At 64.0% G+C, this 22,013-nt stretch carries 14 protein-coding genes, 2 tRNA genes and 3 rRNA genes; 5 read left to right on the top strand and 14 right to left on the bottom strand.

The window, feature by feature from the left end:
* Positions 1 to 16: 16 nt before the first annotated feature.
* The gene (locus OCT48_RS01805; RefSeq protein WP_263591059.1) at positions 17 to 532 is read right to left on the bottom strand and encodes a tetratricopeptide repeat protein; all 516 of its coding nucleotides are present in this window, start codon (positions 530 to 532) and stop codon (positions 17 to 19) included.
* Between the two features lie 224 nt (positions 533 to 756).
* Here OCT48_RS01805 and OCT48_RS01800 point away from each other — a divergent pair, with 224 nt between their 5' ends.
* A complete protein-coding gene (locus tag OCT48_RS01800) occupies positions 757 to 1,788 on the top strand; it encodes an NADP(H)-dependent aldo-keto reductase (RefSeq protein WP_263591058.1) in 1,032 nt (343 codons plus the stop codon).
* Positions 1,789 to 1,882: 94 nt separating this feature from the next.
* Entirely contained in the window at positions 1,883 to 2,662 is a 780-nt protein-coding gene (gene yaaA / locus OCT48_RS01795) for a peroxide stress protein YaaA (protein ID WP_263591057.1), read from the top strand.
* Positions 2,663 to 2,666: 4 nt separating this feature from the next.
* On the opposite strand, the gene OCT48_RS01790 is transcribed toward yaaA, so the two are convergent.
* Complete coding sequence (locus OCT48_RS01790; RefSeq protein ID WP_263591056.1) at positions 2,667 to 3,242, bottom strand: isochorismatase family protein; 576 nt, start codon at positions 3,240 to 3,242, stop codon at positions 2,667 to 2,669.
* 113 nt (positions 3,243 to 3,355) lie between these two features.
* Between OCT48_RS01790 and OCT48_RS01785 the strand changes: the two genes are divergently transcribed.
* Complete coding sequence (locus tag OCT48_RS01785) at positions 3,356 to 4,174, top strand: Tim44 domain-containing protein (protein WP_263591055.1); 819 nt, start codon at positions 3,356 to 3,358, stop codon at positions 4,172 to 4,174.
* Between the two features lie 75 nt (positions 4,175 to 4,249).
* On the opposite strand, the gene OCT48_RS01780 is transcribed toward OCT48_RS01785, so the two are convergent.
* From OCT48_RS01780 to ilvC, 9 genes are all read right to left on the bottom strand, one after another.
* Entirely contained in the window at positions 4,250 to 4,480 is a 231-nt protein-coding gene (locus OCT48_RS01780) for a hypothetical protein (protein WP_263591054.1), read from the bottom strand.
* Between the two features lie 130 nt (positions 4,481 to 4,610).
* The gene (locus OCT48_RS01775) at positions 4,611 to 5,360 is read right to left on the bottom strand and encodes a carbonic anhydrase (RefSeq protein ID WP_263591053.1); all 750 of its coding nucleotides are present in this window, start codon (positions 5,358 to 5,360) and stop codon (positions 4,611 to 4,613) included.
* 409 nt (positions 5,361 to 5,769) lie between these two features.
* Positions 5,770 to 5,885, bottom strand: a 5S ribosomal RNA gene (rrf, locus tag OCT48_RS01770).
* Positions 5,886 to 5,973: 88 nt separating this feature from the next.
* Positions 5,974 to 8,861 (bottom strand): 23S ribosomal RNA (locus tag OCT48_RS01765).
* 230 nt (positions 8,862 to 9,091) lie between these two features.
* A tRNA-Ala gene (locus tag OCT48_RS01760) sits at positions 9,092 to 9,167 on the bottom strand.
* 105 nt (positions 9,168 to 9,272) lie between these two features.
* Positions 9,273 to 9,349, bottom strand: a tRNA-Ile gene (locus OCT48_RS01755).
* A 195-nt stretch (positions 9,350 to 9,544) separates the two neighbouring features.
* A 16S ribosomal RNA gene (locus OCT48_RS01750) occupies positions 9,545 to 11,082 on the bottom strand.
* Together the 16S, 23S and 5S rRNA genes with 2 tRNA genes alongside form the textbook arrangement of a ribosomal RNA operon.
* Before the next feature lie 602 nt (positions 11,083 to 11,684).
* A complete protein-coding gene (gene pssA, locus OCT48_RS01745) occupies positions 11,685 to 12,512 on the bottom strand; it encodes a CDP-diacylglycerol--serine O-phosphatidyltransferase (protein WP_263591052.1) in 828 nt (275 codons plus the stop codon).
* A gap of 136 nt (positions 12,513 to 12,648) precedes the next feature.
* Positions 12,649 to 13,665: a ketol-acid reductoisomerase gene (ilvC, locus tag OCT48_RS01740; RefSeq protein WP_126485040.1), complete on the bottom strand. Its 1,017-nt coding sequence runs from the start codon at positions 13,663 to 13,665 to the stop codon at positions 12,649 to 12,651.
* Between the two features lie 191 nt (positions 13,666 to 13,856).
* Here ilvC and ilvY point away from each other — a divergent pair, with 191 nt between their 5' ends.
* Entirely contained in the window at positions 13,857 to 14,747 is an 891-nt protein-coding gene (ilvY, locus tag OCT48_RS01735) for an HTH-type transcriptional activator IlvY (RefSeq protein WP_263591051.1), read from the top strand.
* A gap of 58 nt (positions 14,748 to 14,805) precedes the next feature.
* Here ilvY and ilvN read toward each other — a convergent pair whose 3' ends face one another.
* Both ilvN and OCT48_RS01725 read right to left on the bottom strand, forming a co-directional pair.
* A complete protein-coding gene (gene ilvN / locus OCT48_RS01730) occupies positions 14,806 to 15,297 on the bottom strand; it encodes an acetolactate synthase small subunit (protein WP_126485044.1) in 492 nt (163 codons plus the stop codon).
* A complete protein-coding gene (locus OCT48_RS01725; RefSeq protein ID WP_263591050.1) occupies positions 15,297 to 17,021 on the bottom strand; it encodes an acetolactate synthase 3 large subunit in 1,725 nt (574 codons plus the stop codon). The genes ilvN and OCT48_RS01725 overlap by 1 nt, the downstream gene beginning before the upstream one ends.
* 366 nt (positions 17,022 to 17,387) lie before the next feature.
* Here OCT48_RS01725 and OCT48_RS01720 point away from each other — a divergent pair, with 366 nt between their 5' ends.
* The gene (locus tag OCT48_RS01720; RefSeq protein WP_318152547.1) at positions 17,388 to 18,998 is read left to right on the top strand and encodes a sugar porter family MFS transporter; all 1,611 of its coding nucleotides are present in this window, start codon (positions 17,388 to 17,390) and stop codon (positions 18,996 to 18,998) included.
* Positions 18,999 to 19,104: 106 nt separating this feature from the next.
* Here OCT48_RS01720 and clpB read toward each other — a convergent pair whose 3' ends face one another.
* Entirely contained in the window at positions 19,105 to 21,693 is a 2,589-nt protein-coding gene (gene clpB / locus OCT48_RS01715; RefSeq protein ID WP_263591048.1) for an ATP-dependent chaperone ClpB, read from the bottom strand.
* Positions 21,694 to 22,013: the final 320 nt, after the last annotated feature.

The raw sequence follows: 22,013 nt of genomic DNA, 5'->3' as shown, positions 1-22,013 counted from the left end.
GAGGCGAGCCATCGTCCTAGTGTCGCGTTCCGGCTTCGCTCGTGTCCAGTGACTCGTCAAGCCCGATGAAGCGATCGGCCAGGGTCTGCCAGTGCGCCTGGCGTTCGGCGTCGACCGGCAGGCCGAGCTCACCGTCACGGTAGGCGCGGGCCAGTCGCGCGGCGGCCAGGGCATGTCCCGCCTCGCCGGCCCGAGCGTACCAGGTCACCGCATGGTCATCGCGGCGGGGATACAGGGCGCAACCGTACTCGTAGATCTGGCCGGCCTGGTACTGCGCCCGGGTGTCGCCGCCCTGGGCGGCCTCGAGCACATAGCGGGCACCCCGCGCCTTGTCCTGGGGCGTGATGCCGCGATGGAAGAGCATATGCCCGTACACCGACAGCGCCGCCGGATGGCCGGCATCGGCGCAGCGCTGGAAGAGATGCATGGTCAGTCGCTGGGTACGCGGCGAGCGCGGCAGCCAGCGCGTATGGAACAGCTGCTGTGCCAGACGGTACTCGAGCCGAGTGAACAGTGATGATGCCTGCTGCATGGCAAACAACCTTGCGTCCAGTGGTCCGAAAAATGACGTCGAGCACCACCCTGTGTCCGGCGCCGCTTCCTAGGATGACAGCCGCCCTGCGGACTCTACCGGGGCAACGGGTGGGCAAGCATACGCCCGCCCCGGCGGGGACTCAACCCCCGGGCCGTTTACGGGGCCTGGCCCCCTCGCTACCATGCGGAGCGGACCGCCCCCAACCTCACGAGGAGTGACGGATGCAGACGCGCCCCCTGGGCACTACCGGTATCGACGTCAGCCGACTGTGCCTCGGCACCATGACCTTCGGTGAGCAGAACACCGAGGCCGAGGCCCATGAGCAACTCGACCGTGCCGTGGCCTTCGGCATCAACTTTATCGACACCGCCGAGATGTATCCGGTGCCGCCCCGGGCGGAGACCCAGGGGCGCACCGAGGCCTATATCGGCAGCTGGCTCAAGGCACGCGGCTCCCGGGATGACGTCATCATCGCCACCAAGGCCAGCGGCCCCGGCCTCGAGCACATCCGTGGCGGCCCCCGGCTGACCCGCGAACACCTCCACCGGGCCATCGACGACAGCCTGGCACGCCTGCAGACCGACTACGTCGACCTCTATCAGCTCCACTGGCCCGATCGCCGCACCAACTACTTCGGCCGGCTCGGTTACCAGCACGACGAGGAGGAAGACGCCACCGACCTGGAGGAGAGCCTCTCGGCGCTTCAGGAACTGCTCCAGGCCGGCAAGGTCCGCGCCGTGGGCCTGTCCAACGAGACCCCCTGGGGCGTGATGCGCGCCCTCCACCTGGCCGGGACCCTGGGACTGCCGCGGGTCGCCTCGGTGCAGAACCCCTACAGCCTGCTCAACCGCTCCTTCGAGGTGGGCCTGGCCGAGATCGCCCACCGCGAGAGCGTCGGCCTGCTGGCCTACTCGCCGCTGGCCTTCGGCAAGCTGTCCGGCAAGTACCTGGACGGGGCGCGGCCGGCGAACGCCCGCCTGACGCTCTTCGAACGCTTCCAGCGCTACAACACGCCCCTCGCCGACGAGGCCACCCGGGCCTATGTGGAGCTCGCCCGGGAGCACGGCCTCGACCCGGCGCAGATGGCCCTGGCCTTCGTCAACTCGCGCCGCTTCCTGACCAGCAACATCATCGGCGCCACGACCATGGACCAGCTCGAGAGCGACCTGGCCAGCGAGTCCCTGCGCCTCGAGGACGACGTCCTCGACGCCATCGAGGCCATCCATCAGCGCTACCCCAACCCCTGCCCCTGACGCGGCAGGCCCGGGGCTATGAGGGCGATAGTCCCGGGCCCGTCGCCGGCTTGGTATACTTCCCCGGAACTTTCCCCAGGTACAGGAGCGCCCCATGCTCAGCGTGATCTCGCCCGCCAAGACGCTGGACTTCGAGACCCCGGCTACGACCGCCCACCATACCCAGCCGGACTTCCTCACCCGCAGTCGCGAGCTGATCGGCATCCTGCGCGACCTCTCCCCCCAGCAGATCAGCGAGCTGATGGGGGTGAGCGACAAGATCGCCGGGCTCAACGCGGCCCGTTTCGCCGAGTGGCAGACGCCCTTCACCCCGGACAACGCCAAGCCGGCGGCCCAGGCCTTCCAGGGCGATGTCTATGCGGGGCTCGAGGCCGATCGCTTCGATGACGACGACAACGCCTTCGCCCAGGATCACCTGCGCATCCTCTCCGGCCTCTACGGCCTGCTGCGCCCGCTGGACCTGATCCAGCCCTACCGCCTCGAGATGGGCACCAAGCTGGCCAACCCGGCCGGCAAGGACCTCTACGCCTACTGGAAGGAAGAGCTGACCACGGCCCTCGACCGGGCGGTGGCCGACAGCGGCAGCCCGGTGCTGGTCAACCTGGCCTCCAACGAGTACTTCAAGGCCATCGATGCGAAGCGGCTGCAGGCCCGGGTCGTCACCCCGGTGTTCAAGGACGAGAAGAACGGCCAGTACAAGATCATCAGCTTCTACGCCAAGAAGGCCCGGGGACTGATGGCCGCCTGGATGATCCGCCAGCGCCTGGACGACGCCGAGGCGCTAAAGGACTTCGACGTGGCGGGCTACCGCTTCAACGCCGCTCTCTCCGAGGGCGATACCCTGGTGTTCTGCCGCGACGAGCGCGACCGCTGAGCCACTAGAAGAAGCGCAGGGGGCGCGCCGAGCGCCCCTTGAGAAAACGCCGGTGGACGTCCTTGAAGGCGGCATCGTCACAGCGCTCCAGCCATTCATAGGCGACCATGTCGGCGCTGACCATCAGGGCGCCGGCCTGTGCCATCCGCCGTCGGGCCAGCGCCGCCTCCTCGTGGCGCCGGCTCGCCGTCGCCTCCGCCAGCCAGGCCACCTCGTAGCCGGCCTCGAGCAGGGCCAGGCCGGTCTGCAGCACGCAGATATGCGCCTCGGCACCGCACAGCACGACCTGGTGACGCCCGCTCTCGACCAGCGCCCGGGCGAACTCCGTCTCGGCGTGGGCATTGAAATGCACCTTCTCCCAGCGCCGGTGCTCGCCCAGCGCGTCCAGAAGGCCGGGCGCGGTACCGCCCAGCCCGGCCGGATACTGCTCGGTGAGCCACACCGGCACGTCCAGGGCCTCGGCCACGCCTCCCAGCCAGCCCGCCTCGCTGACCGCCTGGTCTCCGCCATCGATCACCGGCAGCAGCCCGGCCTGCAGATCGACGATCAGCAACAGGCTCGCCTCCCGTTTCAGGCGCATGGCATTCCTCCGCGATGAGTTTCGGATAGACAGTGCCCGGCTTCAGCTTAGCCGCTAGAATGGTCGCTTCGAAAGCCCGCTGGCTGCCCGCAGCCTCCAATGGAGATCCCTCGATGCGTCACCTTCTCATCATGCTCGTCGTCGGCGTCCTGGGCTTCGGCCTGGCCGTCGATCATGCCGACGCTCGCCGCCTGGGAGGCGGCAAGAGCTTCGGCAGCTATTCCCGCTCGGCCGACTCCGCCACCGCCACGCCCCCTCGCGCCACCGGCACCACTACCGGCCAGCGCAAGCCCTCGAGCGGCCTGTCGCGCTTCGCCGGCCCCTTCGCCGGGATGCTGGCCGGCGGCCTGCTGGCGTCGCTGTTCTTCGGTGGCGCCTTCGACGAGTTGCGCCTGTTCGACCTCCTGCTGATCGGTGGCGCGATCTTCCTGCTGGTGCGCCTGTTCGCACGACGCCGCCCGTCCCTGGCCGGCGGGCCGGCCTCCTCCCCCCAGGCGCCGCAGGGCCAGCCGCAGGCCTTCCAGGCCAGCGCCCCGGGCAGTGCCAGTGGTCTCGCTGCGGAACCGGCGTGGTTCGATCGCGAGCGCTTCCTGGGCGGCGCCAAGGAGCACTTCATGACCCTGCAGCGCGCCTGGGACAACAACGACGTCTCGCAGATCCAGGACTACGTCACCCCCGAGCTCTACAACCTGCTGCGCCAGGAGCGTGACCAGCATCCGGCCAACAACCACACCGAGATCGTCCGCCTGTTCGCGGAGCTGGGCAGCGTCCAGGAACTCGGCAACCAGGCCGAGGCCACCGTGCTCTTCCATGGCGTCATCGCCGAGAACGGCGAGCAGAACGCCTTCAACGAGACCTGGCACCTGGTGCGCGAGTTGCGCGACGGGGCCCCCTGGTACGTCCAGGGCATCGAGCAGAATCCCGGCGCCTGACCGGGCGCGCTACCCCTCAGGAACGCAGAAGGCCGGGCATGTTGCCCGGCCTTCTGCGTTCCTGAGGGGTAGCGTTCAGTAGCTCGATTCGTCCGCTGCCTCCTCGACGTTCTCTCCCATTTCCTCGACGGACTCGCCGGCCTCATCCATGGCCTCGTCGACATTTTCGCCGGTTTCATCCATGGCCTCGTCGACATTCTCTCCGGCCTGCTCCGCCGGTCCTTCGTCCTCGCAGGCGGCAAGGCCCAGTGACATCATGCCGATGAGCAGTGACAGCGCGAAGGTACGCAACAGTTGCAGCTTCATGGTATCTCCTCCTGAGATGGCGGTATCCAGCGACTTTCTCCTCACAGGCTAGCCGCCATGACGGCGCCTGACCACCGGGATCTGCGCGATTCCATATCTGCTTGTATGCATATACCGACACTCGCCGGGGCTACTCGAGGACCCGGCGCGCGTTCAACGGCTGCAGCGGCCGGTTGTTGGCCTCGCCCAGCAGCCGGGACATGGCCTGCAACTGGGTCTCGCTGGCCGACAGGGGGGCCTTCGCCACCAGCCAGAGGACGCCCTCCGAACAGGGCGGCGTCGTCAGGGAGCCGTTCAGTCGGTAATACTCCGCCGTATCCGGCAGCAAGGCGTCGGCCTCGAGCCCCGCGTCGAGCGTCACCTGCTGTCCGGGCGTCGCGGGAGCCTGGCGCAGCAGGGCCTCCAGGGCCGGCTCGACCTGGCCCTCCTCGAAGAGCAGCGCCAGGACGGCCAGGCGGCCATCCTCGGCCTCGTGCACGAGGTGGGCCTCCATCGGTAGGGCCTGGCCGTGCAGATGGTGCTCGCCGGGAGCGTGGAAGTGCAGCTGTCGCAGCCGATAGCGCTCGCCCTCGTACACGATGGCATTGCCCGGCGGGAAGGTGACCTTCAGCGTATGCCCATCGTGGCGCACCTGGCGGCCAGTCTGCGAGTACTCGATGGATGGGCCGTCCAGCGATGCCTCCAGCGGAGTGGCGATATCGACCGGCGACTGGTTGTGGCCCATCCCGCAGGCGGCATAGTCGGGGGACAGCTCGGCCCAGTGCTCCGGGCCTCGATCGGCGGTGTAGGACCAGGACGCACCGTCGCCGGCGACGGCCGGAAGGGTGATCAGGACGCTGGCAAAGGCGACGGCGGGGACCGTCAGGTGACGTCGGATCATGGCACGGAGACTCCTTTCTCTCGAGTGAAACGGCCGCTGCCCGGCCCTCTTGCCGGGCAGGCGATCCCCCTTATACCCAACGGAACCCGAGATTGCCAATCGACACCGGTGGCGCCTTCTCCCCCTTTCCCCTGACGGAGGTCTCGCCACCCAGCCATGAAAAAACCCGCTGCCTGTGCAGCGGGGTTGTCTCGGAATAGGTGCCTGAACGTGAAAAAGCCCCGACCTCTTTCGAGGCCGGGGCTTTTCCGGAATAAGTGCCTGACGATGTGCGCGCCGGGCTTCCGGCGGCCGGCCATCCGGAGGGCAGCTCCCCGCTGCTCTCCATGGGGAGTCCCTTGCCGGTGCTATCGGCCCAACATGAAAAACCCCCGGCAGCTGTCGCGACCGGGGGTTTCTCGAAATAAGTGCCTGACGATGACCTACTCTCGCATGGGGAGACCCCACACTACCATCGGCGCTGAGCGGTTTCACTGCTGAGTTCGGCAAGGGATCAGGTGGTTCCCGCACGCTATGGTCGTCAGGCGAAAAAGGCTGCGAATCATGCTGACGCGAGTCGTCTCGTCGTACCCGGCCCTTGTCGGCTGTCATCGACAGACCGCTTGGGTGTTATATGGTCAAGCCTCACGGACAATTAGTATCGGTTAGCTCAACGCCTTGCAGCGCTTCCACATCCGACCTATCAACCAGCTGGTCTTGCTGGGTCCTTCAGGAGGCTCGAGGCCTCGGGGAGATCTCATCTTGAAGGGGGCTTCCCGCTTAGATGCTTTCAGCGGTTATCCCGTCCGTACTTAGCTACCCGGCAGTGCCATTGGCATGACAACCGGAACACCAGAGGTACGTCCACTCCGGTCCTCTCGTACTAGGAGCAGCGCTTCTCAAATCTCCAACGCCCACGGCAGATAGGGACCGAACTGTCTCACGACGTTCTAAACCCAGCTCGCGTACCACTTTAAATGGCGAACAGCCATACCCTTGGGACCGACTTCAGCCCCAGGATGTGATGAGCCGACATCGAGGTGCCAAACACCGCCGTCGATGTGAACTCTTGGGCGGTATCAGCCTGTTATCCCCGGAGTACCTTTTATCCGTTGAGCGATGGCCCTTCCATACAGAACCACCGGATCACTAGAACCTACTTTCGTACCTGCTCGACGTGTCTGTCTCGCAGTTAAGCACCCTTATGCTCTTGCACTCATTGCACGATTTCCAACCGTGCTGAGGGTACCTTCGTGCTCCTCCGTTACGCTTTGGGAGGAGACCGCCCCAGTCAAACTACCCACCACACACGGTCCTCGATCCGGATCACGGACCTGAGTTAGAACGCCAATGATGCCAGGCTGGTATTTCAAGGTCGGCTCCACCCGAACTGGCGTCCGGGTTTCCAAGCCTCCCAGCTATCCTACACAAGCAACATCAGCGTCCAGTGTGAAGCTGTAGTAAAGGTTCACGGGGTCTTTCCGTCTAGCCGCGGGTACACAGCATCTTCACTGCGATTTCAATTTCACTGAGTCTCGGGTGGAGACAGCGTGGCCATCATTACGCCATTCGTGCAGGTCGGAACTTACCCGACAAGGAATTTCGCTACCTTAGGACCGTTATAGTTACGGCCGCCGTTTACCGGGGCTTCGATCAGGAGCTTCGCCGAAGCTAACACCATCAATTAACCTTCCGGCACCGGGCAGGCGTCATACCCTATACGTCCGCTTACGCGTTTGCAGAGTACTGTGTTTTTAATAAACAGTTGCAGCCACCTGGTATCTTCGACCGCGTCGGGCTCCGGTCGCGAGGACCCTCACCCTAATGCGGCGTGCCTTCTCCCGAAGTTACGGCACCATTTTGCCTAGTTCCTTCACCCGAGTTCTCTCAAGCGCCTTGGTATTCTCTACCTGACCACCTGTGTCGGTTTGGGGTACGGTCCCACAGTATCTGAAGCTTAGAGGCTTTTCCTGGAAGCGTGGCATCGATGACTTCCAGACCGTAGTCTGTTCGTCTCGTCTCTCGGCCTTAGGGATCCGGATTTGCCTGAATCCCCAGCCTACTGACTTTCACCAGGACAACCAACGCCTGGCTCACCTAGCCTTCTTCGTCCCCCCATCGCAATACTGTGAGGTACGGGAATATTGACCCGTTTCCCATCGGCTACGCCTTTCGGCCTCACCTTAGGGGCCGACTCACTCTGCTCCGATTAGCGTCGAACAGAAACCCTTGGTCTTCCGGCGGGGGAGTTTTTCACTCCCCTTGTCGTTACTCATGTCAGCATTCGCACTCGTGATACCTCCAGCCTGCCTCTCGACAGACCTTCGTCGGCGTACACGACGCTCCTCTACCGCGCGTCATTCGACGCACCCGTAGCTTCGGTACCTGGTTTGAGCCCCGTTACATCTTCCGCGCAGGCCGACTCGACTAGTGAGCTATTACGCTTTCTTTAAAGGATGGCTGCTTCTAAGCCAACCTCCTAGCTGTCTGAGCCTTCCCACATCGTTTCCCACTTAACCAGGATTTCGGGACCTTAGCTGACGGTCTGGGTTGTTTCCCTTTTCACAACGGACGTTAGCACCCGCTGTGTGTCTCCCACGCTGCCACTCACCGGTATTCGGAGTTTGCCTCGGGTTGGTAAGTCGGGATGACCCCCTAGCCGAAACAGTGCTCTACCCCCGGCGGTGATACGTGAGGCGCTACCTAAATAGCTTTCGAGGAGAACCAGCTATCTCCGGGCTTGATTAGCCTTTCACTCCGATCCACAAGTCATCCAAATCTTTTTCAACAGATCCTGGTTCGGTCCTCCAGTTGATGTTACTCAACCTTCAACCTGCTCATGGATAGATCGCCCGGTTTCGGGTCTATTTCCAGCGACTGGTCGCCCAGTTAAGACTCGGTTTCCCTACGCCTCCCCTATACGGTTAAGCTCGCCACTGAAAATAAGTCGCTGACCCATTATACAAAAGGTACGCGGTCACCGAACGAATCGGCTCCCACTGCTTGTACGCATACGGTTTCAGGATCTATTTCACTCCCCTCTCCGGGGTTCTTTTCGCCTTTCCCTCACGGTACTGGTTCACTATCGGTCAGCCAGGAGTATTTAGCCTTGGAGGATGGTCCCCCCGTCTTCAGTCAAGGTTTCACGTGCCCCGACCTACTCGATTTCACAGGATCAGATTTTCGGCTACGGGACTATCACCCTGTATCGTTGAGCTTCCCAGCTCATTCGCCTAATCAGTCACCTGCTTAAGGGCTGGTCCCCGTTCGCTCGCCGCTACTGGGGGAATCTCGGTTGATTTCTTTTCCTCGGGGTACTTAGATGTTTCAGTTCCCCCGGTTCGCCTCCCACACCTATGGATTCAGTGTGGGATACCCAGGTTACCCTGGGTGGGTTTCCCCATTCGGAAATGTCCGGGTCACAGGTTGTTTGCCACCTCGCCGAACCTTATCGCAGGCTTCCACGTCCTTCATCGCCTCTGGCTGCCTAGGCATCCACCGTATGCGCTTCATCGCTTGACCATATAACCCCAAGGGGTCTGATCCGCGATGACAACACGACAATTGCCGGATACGCTTGAGACGTATCTCGCGTCCTTTCTTTCGAAAGAACGTTTGTCAGCATGATTCACATTGTTAAAGAGCATTTAAAGCTGGAAGCTTTAAGCTGGAAGCTGTAAGTGAACACCCGTCATCGAGGCGACACATTCAGCGTCTAGCTTAAAACTTCAAGGACTGTCGGGGGTTGAGAGTGGTGGAGCCTAGCGGGATCGAACCGCTGACCTCCTGCGTGCAAGGCAGGCGCTCTCCCAGCTGAGCTAAGGCCCCTCTGACTTCCCGTTGTCTATAGGGAAATTTGTGCAAGACGAGGCGCTTTTCGCCGACGTGTAGCCTGCTACACGAGGTGGAAAGCAACGACGTATTGCGCAAATTTGGTGGGTCTGGGCAGACTTGAACTGCCGACCTCACCCTTATCAGGGGTGCGCTCTAACCAACTGAGCTACAGACCCAACACCATTTCACCCGCTGACGGAACGTGTCGGCGTGCCGACCTCACCCTCCTCTCCATAAAGGTCAGGGGGTGCGCTCCCACCAACTGAGCGAAAACCCTAGGGTCACGCTGGGCCGATACCCAAACAGTCTTTGCTCTGGCCGATCAGGTAATTCATTGTGGACACTTGCCGAGTGCCGGCGACGTCGTCGATTAAGGAGGTGATCCAGCCGCAGGTTCCCCTACGGCTACCTTGTTACGACTTCACCCCAGTCATGAACCACACCGTGGTGATCGCCCTCCGAAGTTAGGCTAACCACTTCTGGTGCAGTCCACTCCCATGGTGTGACGGGCGGTGTGTACAAGGCCCGGGAACGTATTCACCGTGACATTCTGATTCACGATTACTAGCGATTCCGACTTCACGGAGTCGAGTTGCAGACTCCGATCCGGACTGAGACCGGCTTTATGGGATTAGCTCCACCTCGCGGCTTTGCAACCCATTGTACCGGCCATTGTAGCACGTGTGTAGCCCTACCCGTAAGGGCCATGATGACTTGACGTCGTCCCCACCTTCCTCCGGTTTGTCACCGGCAGTCTCCCTAGAGTTCCCGACCGAATCGCTGGCAAATAGGGACAAGGGTTGCGCTCGTTACGGGACTTAACCCAACATTTCACAACACGAGCTGACGACAGCCATGCAGCACCTGTCTGTGCGCTCCCGAAGGCACCAAGGTATCTCTACCAAGTTCGCACGATGTCAAGGGTAGGTAAGGTTCTTCGCGTTGCATCGAATTAAACCACATGCTCCACCGCTTGTGCGGGCCCCCGTCAATTCATTTGAGTTTTAACCTTGCGGCCGTACTCCCCAGGCGGTCGACTTATCGCGTTAACTGCGCCACAAAGGTCTCAAGGACCCCAACGGCTAGTCGACATCGTTTACGGCGTGGACTACCAGGGTATCTAATCCTGTTTGCTACCCACGCTTTCGCACCTCAGCGTCAGTGTCAGTCCAGAAGGCCGCCTTCGCCACTGGTATTCCTCCCGATCTCTACGCATTTCACCGCTACACCGGGAATTCTACCTTCCTCTCCTGCACTCTAGCCTGACAGTTCCGGATGCCGTTCCCAGGTTGAGCCCGGGGCTTTCACAACCGGCTTATCACGCCGCCTACGCGCGCTTTACGCCCAGTAATTCCGATTAACGCTCGCACCCTCCGTATTACCGCGGCTGCTGGCACGGAGTTAGCCGGTGCTTCTTCTGTGAGTGATGTCCTTCCTCCGGGGTATTAACCCGAAGGCGTTCTTCCTCACTGAAAGTGCTTTACAACCCGAGGGCCTTCTTCACACACGCGGCATGGCTGGATCAGGCTTTCGCCCATTGTCCAATATTCCCCACTGCTGCCTCCCGTAGGAGTTCGGGCCGTGTCTCAGTCCCGATGTGGCTGATCATCCTCTCAGACCAGCTACGGATCGTCGCCTTGGTGAGCCATTACCTCACCAACCAGCTAATCCGACATAGGCTCATCCGATAGCGCAAGGTCCGAAGAGCCCCTGCTTTCCCCCGTAGGGCGTATGCGGTATTAGCCTGAGTTTCCTCAGGTTATCCCCCACTACCGGGCAGATTCCTATGCATTACTCACCCGTCCGCCGCTCGACGCCTGGAAGCAAGCTTCCATCGTTTCCGCTCGACTTGCATGTGTTAGGCCTGCCGCCAGCGTTCAATCTGAGCCATGATCAAACTCTTCAGTTTCAAAGCTTGATAGTGCATTGAGTGCACCAAACTTGGCTCAAGGTTCAAACGTCTCGTTTGACGAGTCGCTTGCCTTGATATTCAGTGACTGGTCACCGACATCTCGACAAGCGCCCACATGAATTACCTGATCGATTGTTAAAGAGCATCTTGCGTTGCCGTGCCGTCTGGCCCGGCGCCCTGCAAGGAAGGCGTATTCTACGTGATCGGCGTTTCGCGTCAAGCCCTTTTCGATGGCTTCCGAGGAAGCGATCCGGGCGACCGAAGTGTCATTCCGTCGTGGAGTGACTGCCGATCGAGTGGCGTGCATTCTACCGTTTCCGGCGAACCTGTCAACCGAGTCTTTTCAAAAACTCTTGAAGAAACAAGCACTTCTGCCACTCATCACCGCCTGCAACGTTGCCCGTCGCCGGCAGCGGATGCGTACTTTACGGATTCTCCGGGGGTGACGCAAGCCCTTTGGGGAGAAATTCTTCACGCCCCCGATTCCCGCTATCCACAGCCCGTCACGGACGAGCCCCTGTGGATAGTCCTGTGCCTTGGCCCGAAACACGAACGCCCGCCAGGGGGCGGGCGTCTCGGAGCGCGGTGAGGCCGCCGGATCAGGGGGTCTTGCGCAACTTGCGCCACACCGCCAGTACCGGACCGGAAGCCACGTAGGTACCGAACAGCAACAGCAGCATGACCGACGGCTCGATGGAGATGACCACGAAACCGAGCACGATGGCCAGCAGCATGACGAAGGGCACCGGCCCCTTGAGGTCGACATCCTTGAAGCTGTAATAGCGGATATTGCTGACCATCAGGATGCCGGCGGCCCCCACCAGGAACAGCATCAGCAGCTTGAAGCCGAAGGCATCGGCATCGAAGCTGTGGAAGGTCCAGACGCTGGCGGCCACCACCGCCGCCGCCGAGGGACTCGGCAAGCCAATGAACCACTTCTTGTCGACGCTACCGAGCTGGACGTTGAAGCGCGCCAGGCGCAGGGCGGCGCAGGCCACATAGAGAAAGGCCACCACCCAGCCGGTCTTGCCGACATCCTGGAGGATCCAGGTGAAGGCCACGAGCCCCGGCGCCACGCCGAAGGACAGCATGTCGGAGAGGCTGTCGTACTCGGCGCCGAAGGCGCTCTGGGTATGGGTCAGGCGGGCCACGCGACCGTCCAGGCCATCCAGCACCATGGCAATGAAGATGGCGATCGAGGCGGCGGTGAAATCGCCGTTGATGGCGGCGACCACGGCGAAGAACCCGGAGAACAGCGCCGAGGTCGTGAACAGGTTGGGCAGCAGGTAGATGCCCTTGCGGCGCACCTTCTTGCCGTCTTCCACGGCCTCTTCGACCACCTCGGATTCGCGGACGAACGTCGCGGCCAGGTCGTCGTCACTTGCCTCGTCCGTCTCGTGCTCGCGGTTGCGGGGGTCCTGGCTCATCGTTCACATCCGTTGCGGCTTGGGTTGCCCCCATTCTACACACTCGGGCGGCGATGACTCACCGGCCATCGCGATGACCAAACGCGACGAGGGCGCGGTTCGCCGCGCCCTCGTCGATACTACCGGCGTGGATCGATCAGTTCTTGGACTTGTCGACCAGCTGGTTGGCGGCAATCCACGGCATCATGGCGCGGAGCTTCTCGCCGACCTGCTCGATGGGGTGCTCGGCATTGAGGCGGCGACGCGCGGTCATCGACGGGTAGTTGCTGTTGCCCTCGTTGATGAACATCTTGGCGTACTCGCCGGTCTGGATGCGCTTGAGCGCGTTGCGCATGGCCTCGCGGGACTGGTCGTTGATGACCTCGCCGCCGGTCACGTACTCGCCATACTCCGCATTGTTGGAGATGGAGTAGTTCATGTTGGCGATGCCGCCCTCGTACATCAGGTCGACGATCAGCTTGAGCTCGTGCAGGCACTCGAAGTAGGCCATCTCGGGCTCATAACCGGCTTCGGTCAGGGTCTCGAAACCGGCCTTGACCAGCTCGACGGCGCCGCCACACAGCACCGCCTGCTCGCCGAACAGATCGGTTTCGGTCTCGTCCTTGAAGGTGGTCTCGATGATGCCGCTGCGACCACCGCCGATGGCGGCGGCGTAGGACAGGGCCAGCTCCTTGGCACCACCGGAGGCATCCTGGTGGATGGCGATCAGGTCCGGGATGCCGCCGCCGCGGACGAACTCGGAACGCACGGTGTGGCCCGGCGCCTTGGGCGCGATCATGATCACGTCCAGGTCGGCGCGCGGCTCGACCTGGTTGTAGTGGATGTTGAAGCCGTGGGCGAACGCCAGGGTGGCGCCCTGCTTCAGGTTCGGGGCGATCTGCTGCTCGTAGATGGCCTTCTGGTTCTCGTCCGGCGCCAGCACCATCAGCACGTCGGCGGCCTTGGCGGCGTCTTCCACGGAGGCGACCTTGAGGCCGGCGGCCTCGGCCTTGGCCGCGGAGGAGGAGCCCGGGCGCAGCGCGACGGTGACGTCGACACCGGACTCCTTCAGGTTGTTGGCATGGGCGTGGCCCTGGGAGCCATAGCCCACGATGGCCACCTGCTTGCCCTGGATGAGGGAGAGATCGCAGTCCTTGTCGTAGTAAACGCGCATGAGGGGTGCTCCTGTAGAGAAAAAGGGAAGATCGGTGTCAGCGTCGATGGCCACCCGCGCCGTCTGTCGCGGCGCTGGGCGTCTTGCCGCGGGTGTCTCACCCGGCGATGTCTCGACTCTACGCCAGGCCCCGCATTGCGTAAAACGCTATATTTGCAATACCACATCCCGAGTTATGCAATAATCAGCCCATGGACATGCGCCCCCTCAAGCACTTCCTGACCCTGGCCGACACCCTGCACTTCGGCCGCGCCAGCGAAGCCTGCCACGTCAGCCCCTCGACCCTCTCCCGCTCGATCCGCCAGCTCGAGGAGAGCCTCGGCGTGCGGCTCTTCGAGCGCGACAACCGGCATGTGGTGCTGACCCGCCATGGACAGAGCTTTCACGCCTATGCCCGGGATACCCTGGAACAGTGGGAGCAGATGCGCCAGTCGCTGATGAGCGAGGCGCTGACCCTTACCGGCGAGATCAGCATCTACTGCTCGGTCACCGCCAGCTACAGCTTCCTCTACGACCTGCTCAGCGAGTTCCGCACCCGCTACCCCGGCATCGAGCTCAAGCTGCACACCGGCGACCCGGCCCAGTCGATGCCCCGGGTGCTGGGCGGCGACGAGGACATGGCGATCACCTCTCGTCCCCGCCAGCTGCCCGAGGCTCTGGCCTTCAAGTCGCTGACTCGCTCGCCGCTGGTGTTCATCGCCCCGCGGGACGGGGCGCCCTGGGTGCCGCCCGACCCGCGGATCCCCAGCGCCGACCAGTGGCGGGACGTGCCCATGGTGCTCTCCGAAGCGGGGCTGTCCCGGGAGGTCAGCGACACCTGGTTCAAGGCCCTCGGGGTGACGCCGCGGATCTATGCCCAGGTCGCCGGGCACGAGGCCATCGTCAGCATGGTGGGCCTGGGGTTCGGGATCGGCGTGGTGCCGCGCATCGTGCTGGAGGCGAGCCCGCTGGTGGAGCGCGTACGCATCCTGCCGGTCAAGCCGGAACTGCCCCACTACGACGTGGGCCTGTGCGTGCTCAACCGCCGCCTGAAGAGCCCGTTGATCAGCGCCCTGTGGGACGAGGTCGAGGAACGCGGCTGAGCCCACAAAAAAAGCCGCCCCGAAGGGCGGCTCGTGCTCGACTGGCGGGGAAGCCCGCTCAGAGGGACAGCACCTTGTCCCCCCGGGCAATCCCCGACACCCCGGTCCTCGCCACTTCCAGGATGCCCACCGGCGCCATGGCCTGGAGGAAGGCATCGAGCTTCTCGGCATCGCCGGTGATCTGCACCGTGTAGAGGCTCGGCGTCACGTCGACGACCTGCGCGCGAAAGATGTCCACCGTGCGCTTGACCTCGTCGCGGGCCGCTCCCAGGGCCTTGACCTTCACCAGCATCAGTTCGCGCTCGATGTGGCTGCCCTCGGTGAGGTCCACCAGCTTGACCACGTCGATCAGCTTGTTGAGGTGCTTGGTGATCTGCTCGATCACCCGGTCGTCGCCCACGGTGGTCACGGTCAGCCGTGACAGCGTCTCGTCCTCGGTGGGCGCCACGTTGAGGGTTTCGATGTTGAAGTTGCGCTGGGAAAACAGCCCCACCACGCGTGACAGAGCGCCCGGTTCGTTTTCCATCAGAATCGAGATGATATGGCGCATCAGGTCCGCTCCGTCTTGGAAAGCAGCATGTCACGCATGGAGCCCAGGGGCACCTGCATCGGATAGACGTGCTCGTGCGGGTCCACGGCCACGTCGAGGAACACCAGCTCGTCCTTGTCGGCAAAGGTGCGCTCCAGTGCCGGCTCGAGCTCCTCCATCGTCTGCACCTTCAGGGCGGTGAAGCCATACGACTCGATGAGTTTCTGGAAGTCGGGCAGCGACTCCATGTAGGAGTGCGCATGCCGGGACTTGTAGTTGAGGTCCTGCCACTGGCGCACCATGCCCAGCGAGGCGTTGTTCAGGTTGACGATCTTCACGCCGCCACCGAACTGCTTACAGGTCGACAGCTCCTGCATCATCATCTGGAAGCTGCCCTCGCCGGTCACGCAGACCACCTGCTCGTCGGGGAAGTTCTGCTTGATGCCCATGGCCGCCGGGAAGCCGAAGCCCATGGTGCCGAGGCCGCCTGAGGTGATGAAGCGGTTGGGCTTGTCGAACTTGTAGTACTGGGCCGCGAACATCTGGTGCTGGCCCACGTCGGTGGTGACGTAGGCCTCGCCGCGGGTCAGCCGGCAGATCGCCTCGATGACTTCCTGGGGCTTGATCGTCTCGCCGGGCTTTGACGGCTCGTAGAGCTTGCCGCGGCGCTCCTCGCGCCAGCCCTCGATGGTCTGCCACCACTCCTCGAGCGCGTCGGGATTGGCGATCTCCTTGCCCTGCAGCAGGCTGATCATCTCGTTGATCACGCCCTGGGCCGGGCCGACGATGGGCACGTCGGCGCGCACGGTCTTGGAGACCGAGCTGGGATCGATGTCCACGTGGATGATCTTGGCCGTGGGGCAGAACTTGGAGGTGTTGTTGGTCACCCGGTCGTCGAAGCGCGCGCCGATGGCGATGATCAGGTCGGCATGGTGCATCGCCATGTTCGACTCGTAGGAGCCGTGCATGCCGAGCCAGCCGAGACACTGCTGGTCGCTCTGCGGATAGGCGCCGATGCCCATCAGCGTGGTGGTGATCGGGTAGCCCAGGCGCTTGACCATGTCGGTCAGCCCCTCGCAGGCCCGCCCCGTCACCACGCCGCCGCCGGTATAGAACACCGGGCGCCGGGCCTTGAGCATCAGCTCCACGGCCTTCTTGATCTGGCCGGTATGGCCGCGGGCGACCGGGTTGTAGGAGCGCAGCTTGACCTTCTTCGGATAGACGTACTCGTAGCGCTCGGTGGGTGCGGTCATGTCCTTGGGAATGTCCACCACCACCGGGCCGGGGCGTCCGGTTGCGGCCAGGTAGTAGGCCTTCTTGAGGACTTCCGGAATCTCGCTCGGGTGCCGGATCGAGAAGCTGTGCTTCACGATCGGCCGGGTCACGCCGATGATGTCGGTCTCCTGGAAGGCATCGTCGCCGATCAGGTGGCTCATCACCTGACCACACAGCACCACCATGGGGATCGAGTCCATGTAGGCGGTGGCGATGCCGGTGACCGCGTTGGTGGCGCCGGGCCCGGAGGTCACCAGTACCGTGCCGGGCTTGCCGGAGGCCCGGGCGTAGCCGTCGGCGGCATGGGTGGCGGCCTGTTCGTGGCGCACCAGGATGTGCTTGACCTTGTCCTGACGGAACAGGGCGTCATAGATGTGCAGCGCCGCCCCGCCTGGATAGCCATAGATGTATTCGACGCCCTCGTCCTGAAGGAAGCGGGCGATCATGTCCGCGCCGGAAAGCAATTCCACAGATGTTTCTCCCCTGGAGGTCTCGAGTGCGATCCGCATCCCCTCTCGGGATACGGGGTCGAGTGCGGCGGTATGCCGCTGCCGGAACCTGCCGGCACCTGATGCCAAACCCTGGCGTTTTGAGGCCCGGTTAGGGCCAGCACTCTCATCACGGCGGATCACCGCGTCGGGGCGTTGGCCAGGCCGGGCGGTTGGCCCGGACCCGGAAGTCCTACGGCGGGTAGAGGCCCATGGCCTACCCTTCGCGCGGTAATGGGGGATCGCCCGCTCGCGTCCGCGCCCGTCAGTCAGGAACCGACAAGATTCCAATAGCCCCCGAAGAGTGTCAACCACCACCCGCGCCGCGACGCCGAATTGCCGGGGAGCATGGCCGTTTCGCCCCGCCGGCCACGACTAAAGTCTATCATTCTCGGCTCGCGGCTTGGACGCGATGCTGCTTTAATGCTGCCAAGTGACACGATTCAGCTTACCGATGACGCCCCCTGTCGAGCCGAACTCGCCGATCAGGCCCAGGCGACGTGCTCTTTCGGCCACCAGGTGAATCGATTCACTTCCAACAACCAGACAACGCCTCACCAGAGGAGACGCACCATGTCACGCATCGTGCAATGGTCCATCACCGTAGCCCTGGCCGGCTTCCTGTTCGGCTTCGACACCGCGGTGATCTCGGGCGCCGACAAGCCCATCCAGACGCTGTGGGGACTGAGCGACCTGCAGCATGGCCTGCTGATCATGTCCATGGCCCTGTGGGGCACCGTGATCGGCGCGGTCTTCGGCAACTGGCCCACCGACACCTTCGGACGCCGCACCACCCTGCTGATGATCGGTGTGCTCTACCTGGTCTCGGCCGTCGGCTCGGCGCTGGCCACCGACCCGCTGCTGTTCGCCGCCTTCCGCCTGATCGGCGGCATCGGCGTGGGGATCTCCTCGGTGGCCGCCCCCACCTATATCTCCGAGATCGCGCCGCCCCGCTATCGCGGCTTCCTGGTCGCCATGTACCAGTTCAACATCGTCTTCGGCATCCTGATGGCCTTCGTGTCGAACTACCTCATCGGCAGCCTCGTGCTCGACGACAGCGCCTGGCGCTGGATGCTCGGCATCGAGGCCGTGCCCGCCCTGATCTACACCCTGATGATCACCCGGGTCCCCCGCAGCCCGCGCTGGCTGATCCTCAAGCGCAACGACGTCGCGGAAGCCAGCCGGGTGCTGCGCCTGATCAAGCCCGATGCCGACATCGACGCCGAGATCGCCACCATCCGCGCCGCCGAGGACGAGGAACGCAACGCCCACGCCCCCTTCTTCTCGCGGCGCTACCGGCTGCCGATCCTGCTGGCCTTCCTGATCGCCTTCTTCAACCAGCTCTCCGGCATCAACTTCATCATCTACTATGCACCCCGCGTCCTCGAGGCCGCCGAGCTCGGCAGCCAGGTGGCGCTGCTCTCTACCGCCGGCATCGGACTGGTCAACCTGGTGTTCACCATGCTCGGCATGGCGCTGATCGACCGCCTGGGTCGCCGCACCCTGCTGTACATCGGCTCGGCCGGCTACCTGGTGTCGCTGGTGCTGATTTCGCGGGCCTTCTTCAATGACGAGCTCGGCGGGCTCGAGGTGCCGCTGCTGCTGGGGCTGTTCATCGCCGCCCACGCGATCAGCCAGGGGGCGGTGATCTGGGTGTTCATCGCCGAGGTGTTCCCCAACCACGTGCGCGCCCGCGGCCAGTCCTTCGGCAGCTCGATCCACTGGATCTGTGCCGCGCTGATCACCCTGGTGATGCCCTGGGTGCTGGGGACCTTCAGCGGCGGCCCGGTGTTCGCCTTCTTCGCGGTGATGATGCTGCTGCAGCTGGTCTTCGTGATGTTCCTGATGCCCGAGACCAAGGGCGTCTCCCTCGAGGACCTGCAGCGCCACCTGGTCGGCGACAACGTCAGCCTGCGCCGGGTCCACCTGTCGCGGGTCCGGGAGCGCGTCCGGGCCTGACCGCCGGCACGAAAAGGCCCACCGGGACGCACCCGGCGGGCCAGGGGCCATCCCGGCCCGATCGCGTTCGCCCGCGCCAGGCACCCGCCGGCGCGGGCGAACGGTTTCAGCAGCGGAAGACCAGGTGGTCCTCCTCGACCTCGACGCGGATGACGTCGCCGGGCGAGAAACGGCCCGCCAGCAGGTCCTGGGCCAGCGGGTTCTCGAGCCGGCTCTGGATCGCCCGCTTGAGCGGACGGGCGCCGAACACCGGATCGAAGCCCACCACGGCCAGTTGGGCCATGGCCTCGCTGGAGACCTCGAGCCCCAGGTCGTGCTCGGCCAGGCGCGCGCGCAGGCGGTCGAGCTGGATATCGGCGATGGCCTGGATCTGATCCTGCCCCAGGGCATGGAAGACCACGACCTCGTCGATGCGGTTGATCAACTCGGGGCGGAAGTGGCTGCCCACCACCTCCATCACCATGTCCTTCATCTGCTGATAGTCGCTGTCGTCGCCGCCCATGCGCTGGATGACATCCGAGCCCATGTTGGAGGTCATCACGATGACGGTGTTGCGGAAGTCGACCGTGCGCCCCTGGCCGTCGGTGAGGCGACCGTCCTCCAGCACCTGCAGCAGGATGTTGAAGACATCGTGGTGGGCCTTCTCCACCTCGTCGAGCAGCAGCACCGAGTAGGGCTTGCGGCGCACGGCCTCGGTCAGGTAGCCGCCCTCCTCGTAGCCGACGTAGCCAGGGGGCGCACCGATCAACCGCGCCACCGAGTGCTTCTCCATGAACTCGGACATGTCGATGCGCACCATGGCCTCTTCGGTGTCGAACAGGAAATTGGCCAACGACTTGCAGAGCTCGGTCTTGCCCACCCCGGTCGGGCCGAGGAACAGGAAGGAGCCGTTGGGCCGGTTGGGGTCGGCCAGCCCGGCCCGGGAGCGGCGCACGGCGTTCGACACGGCGGTGACCGCCTCGTCCTGGCCGATCACCCGCTCGTGCAGGGCCTCCTCCATGCGCAGCAGCTTGTCGCGCTCGCCCTCGAGCATCTTGGCGACCGGGATGCCGGTCCAGCGCGACACCACCTCGGCGATCTCCTCCTCGGTGACGTTGGAACGCAGCAGCTTGTGGCTGGCGGTATCGGCGTCGGCCTCGGCGGCGCTGCTCTCGGCGATCTTCTTCTCGAGCGCCGGGATCACGCCGTACTGCAGCTCGGACATGCGCGCCAGGTCACTCTGACGGCGAGCCTGCTCCAGGTCCACCCGGGCCCGGTCGAGCTCGTCCTTGAACTGGGCGGCCCCCTGGATGCTGGCCTTCTCGGCCTTCCAGATCTCGTCCAGGTCGGCGTATTCGCGCTCCAGCTCGGCGATCTGCTCCTCGAGGCTCTCGAGACGTTTCTTGGAGGCCTCGTCGGTCTCCTTCTTGAGGTGCTCGCGCTCCATCTTGAGCTGGATCAGCCGGCGATCGAGGCGATCCATCTCCTCCGGCTTGGAGTCGAGCTCCATGCGGATCCGCGAACAGGCCTCGTCGACCAGGTCGATCGCCTTGTCGGGCAACTGGCGGTCGGTGATGTAGCGGGTCGACAGCTTGGCCGCGGCGATGATGGCGCCGTCGGTGATGTCGACGCCGTGGTGCACCTCGTAGCGTTCCTTGAGCCCGCGCAGGATCGCCACGGTGTCCTCCTCGCTGGGCTCGTCCACCAGCACCTTCTGGAAGCGGCGCTCCAGGGCCGCATCCTTCTCGATGTGCTTACGGTACTCGTCCAGGGTGGTCGCGCCGACGCAGTGCAGCTCGCCGCGGGCCAGGGCCGGCTTGAGCATGTTGCCGGCGTCCATGGCGCCCTCGGCCTTGCCGGCGCCGACCATGGTGTGCAGCTCGTCGATGAACAGGATGACCCGGCCCTCCTCCTGGGCCAGCTCCTTGAGCACCGCCTTCAGGCGTTCCTCGAACTCGCCGCGGAACTTGGCCCCGGCCAGCAGCGCGCCCATGTCGAGCGACAGCACGCGCTTGTCCTTGAGCCCTTCCGGCACCTCGCCGTCGACGATGCGCTGGGCCAGGCCCTCGACGATGGCGGTCTTGCCCACGCCGGGCTCGCCGATCAGCACCGGGTTGTTCTTGGTGCGCCGCTGCAGCACCTGGATGGTGCGGCGGATCTCGTCGTCGCGGCCGATCACCGGGTCGAGCTTGCCGCTGGACGCCCGCTCGGTGAGGTCCAGGGTGTACTTGTCCAGCGCCTCGCGGCTCTCCTCGACATTGGGGTCCTCGACCCGCTCGCCGCCGCGCACGCTCTCGATGGCGGTCTCCAGCGCCTGGCGGGTCAGGCCGGCCTGGGTCAGCACCTTGCTCACCGCATGGCGCATCTCCAGGGCCGCGAGCAGCACCAGCTCGCTGGCAATGTACTGATCGCCCCGCTTCTGGGCCTCGCGATCGGTCAGGTTGAACAGCTTCACGAGATCGCGGGAGGGCTGCACCTCGCCGTCGAAGTCACCGACCCGGGGCAGGTCGTCCAGGTGGCCCGTCAGGGCATCGCGCAGCCCCGCCGCATCGCCGCCGGCCTTCTGCACCAGCGCCTTGACGCCGGTGTCGGTGGCCTCCAGCAGCGCCAGCAGCAGGTGGCCGGGCTCGAGCTGGTTGTGTCCGTGCCCCACCGCCAGGGACTGGGCATCGGCCACGGCGTTCTGCAGCTTGGCGGTGAACTTGTCGAATCGCATTCGCTTTCCTCCGTCGGGGTGGCGGCGCGGTCGGACGCGCCGCCTGTCCCTATGTCATGGGTCTTGACATCCTCAATGGAGTCAGGATGACCGGCTTTCAAGGTATGGGCCATCGGAAAGCGAAGGGGATTGATATGGGTCAAGCGCCAGCTGGAAGCTGGAAGCTGGAAGCTGGAAGCTGGAAGCTGGAAGCTGGAAGCTGGAAGCTGGAAGCTGGAAGCTGGAAGCTGGAAGCTGGAAGGCAGCTTGAATCCGCCACAAAAGCCGTCAAGGGTTTTCTTCCCGCTTCAAGCTTACGTTCGCGCAGCGGACGATCTTCC

Source organism: Halomonas sp. M4R1S46 (genome assembly GCF_025725685.1).
In the GTDB taxonomy this organism is placed as follows: domain Bacteria; phylum Pseudomonadota; class Gammaproteobacteria; order Pseudomonadales; family Halomonadaceae; genus Halomonas.
The sequence above is the reverse complement of the archived record's forward strand: the minus strand, read 5'-3'. Positions and strand labels throughout refer to the sequence as shown.

Coding starts and splice junctions, on each gene's coding strand:
- OCT48_RS01805 (WP_263591059.1), bottom strand. CDS start 532: ATGCAGCAGGCATCATCACTGTTCACTCGGCTCGAGTACCGTCTGGCA.
- OCT48_RS01800 (WP_263591058.1), top strand. CDS start 757: ATGCAGACGCGCCCCCTGGGCACTACCGGTATCGACGTCAGCCGACTG.
- yaaA (WP_263591057.1), top strand. CDS start 1,883: ATGCTCAGCGTGATCTCGCCCGCCAAGACGCTGGACTTCGAGACCCCG.
- OCT48_RS01790 (WP_263591056.1), bottom strand. CDS start 3,242: ATGCGCCTGAAACGGGAGGCGAGCCTGTTGCTGATCGTCGATCTGCAG.
- OCT48_RS01785 (WP_263591055.1), top strand. CDS start 3,356: ATGCGTCACCTTCTCATCATGCTCGTCGTCGGCGTCCTGGGCTTCGGC.
- OCT48_RS01780 (WP_263591054.1), bottom strand. CDS start 4,480: ATGAAGCTGCAACTGTTGCGTACCTTCGCGCTGTCACTGCTCATCGGC.
- OCT48_RS01775 (WP_263591053.1), bottom strand. CDS start 5,360: ATGATCCGACGTCACCTGACGGTCCCCGCCGTCGCCTTTGCCAGCGTC.
- pssA (WP_263591052.1), bottom strand. CDS start 12,512: ATGAGCCAGGACCCCCGCAACCGCGAGCACGAGACGGACGAGGCAAGT.
- ilvC (WP_126485040.1), bottom strand. CDS start 13,665: ATGCGCGTTTACTACGACAAGGACTGCGATCTCTCCCTCATCCAGGGC.
- ilvY (WP_263591051.1), top strand. CDS start 13,857: ATGGACATGCGCCCCCTCAAGCACTTCCTGACCCTGGCCGACACCCTG.
- ilvN (WP_126485044.1), bottom strand. CDS start 15,297: ATGCGCCATATCATCTCGATTCTGATGGAAAACGAACCGGGCGCTCTG.
- OCT48_RS01720 (WP_318152547.1), top strand. CDS start 17,388: ATGGCCGTTTCGCCCCGCCGGCCACGACTAAAGTCTATCATTCTCGGC.
- clpB (WP_263591048.1), bottom strand. CDS start 21,693: ATGCGATTCGACAAGTTCACCGCCAAGCTGCAGAACGCCGTGGCCGAT.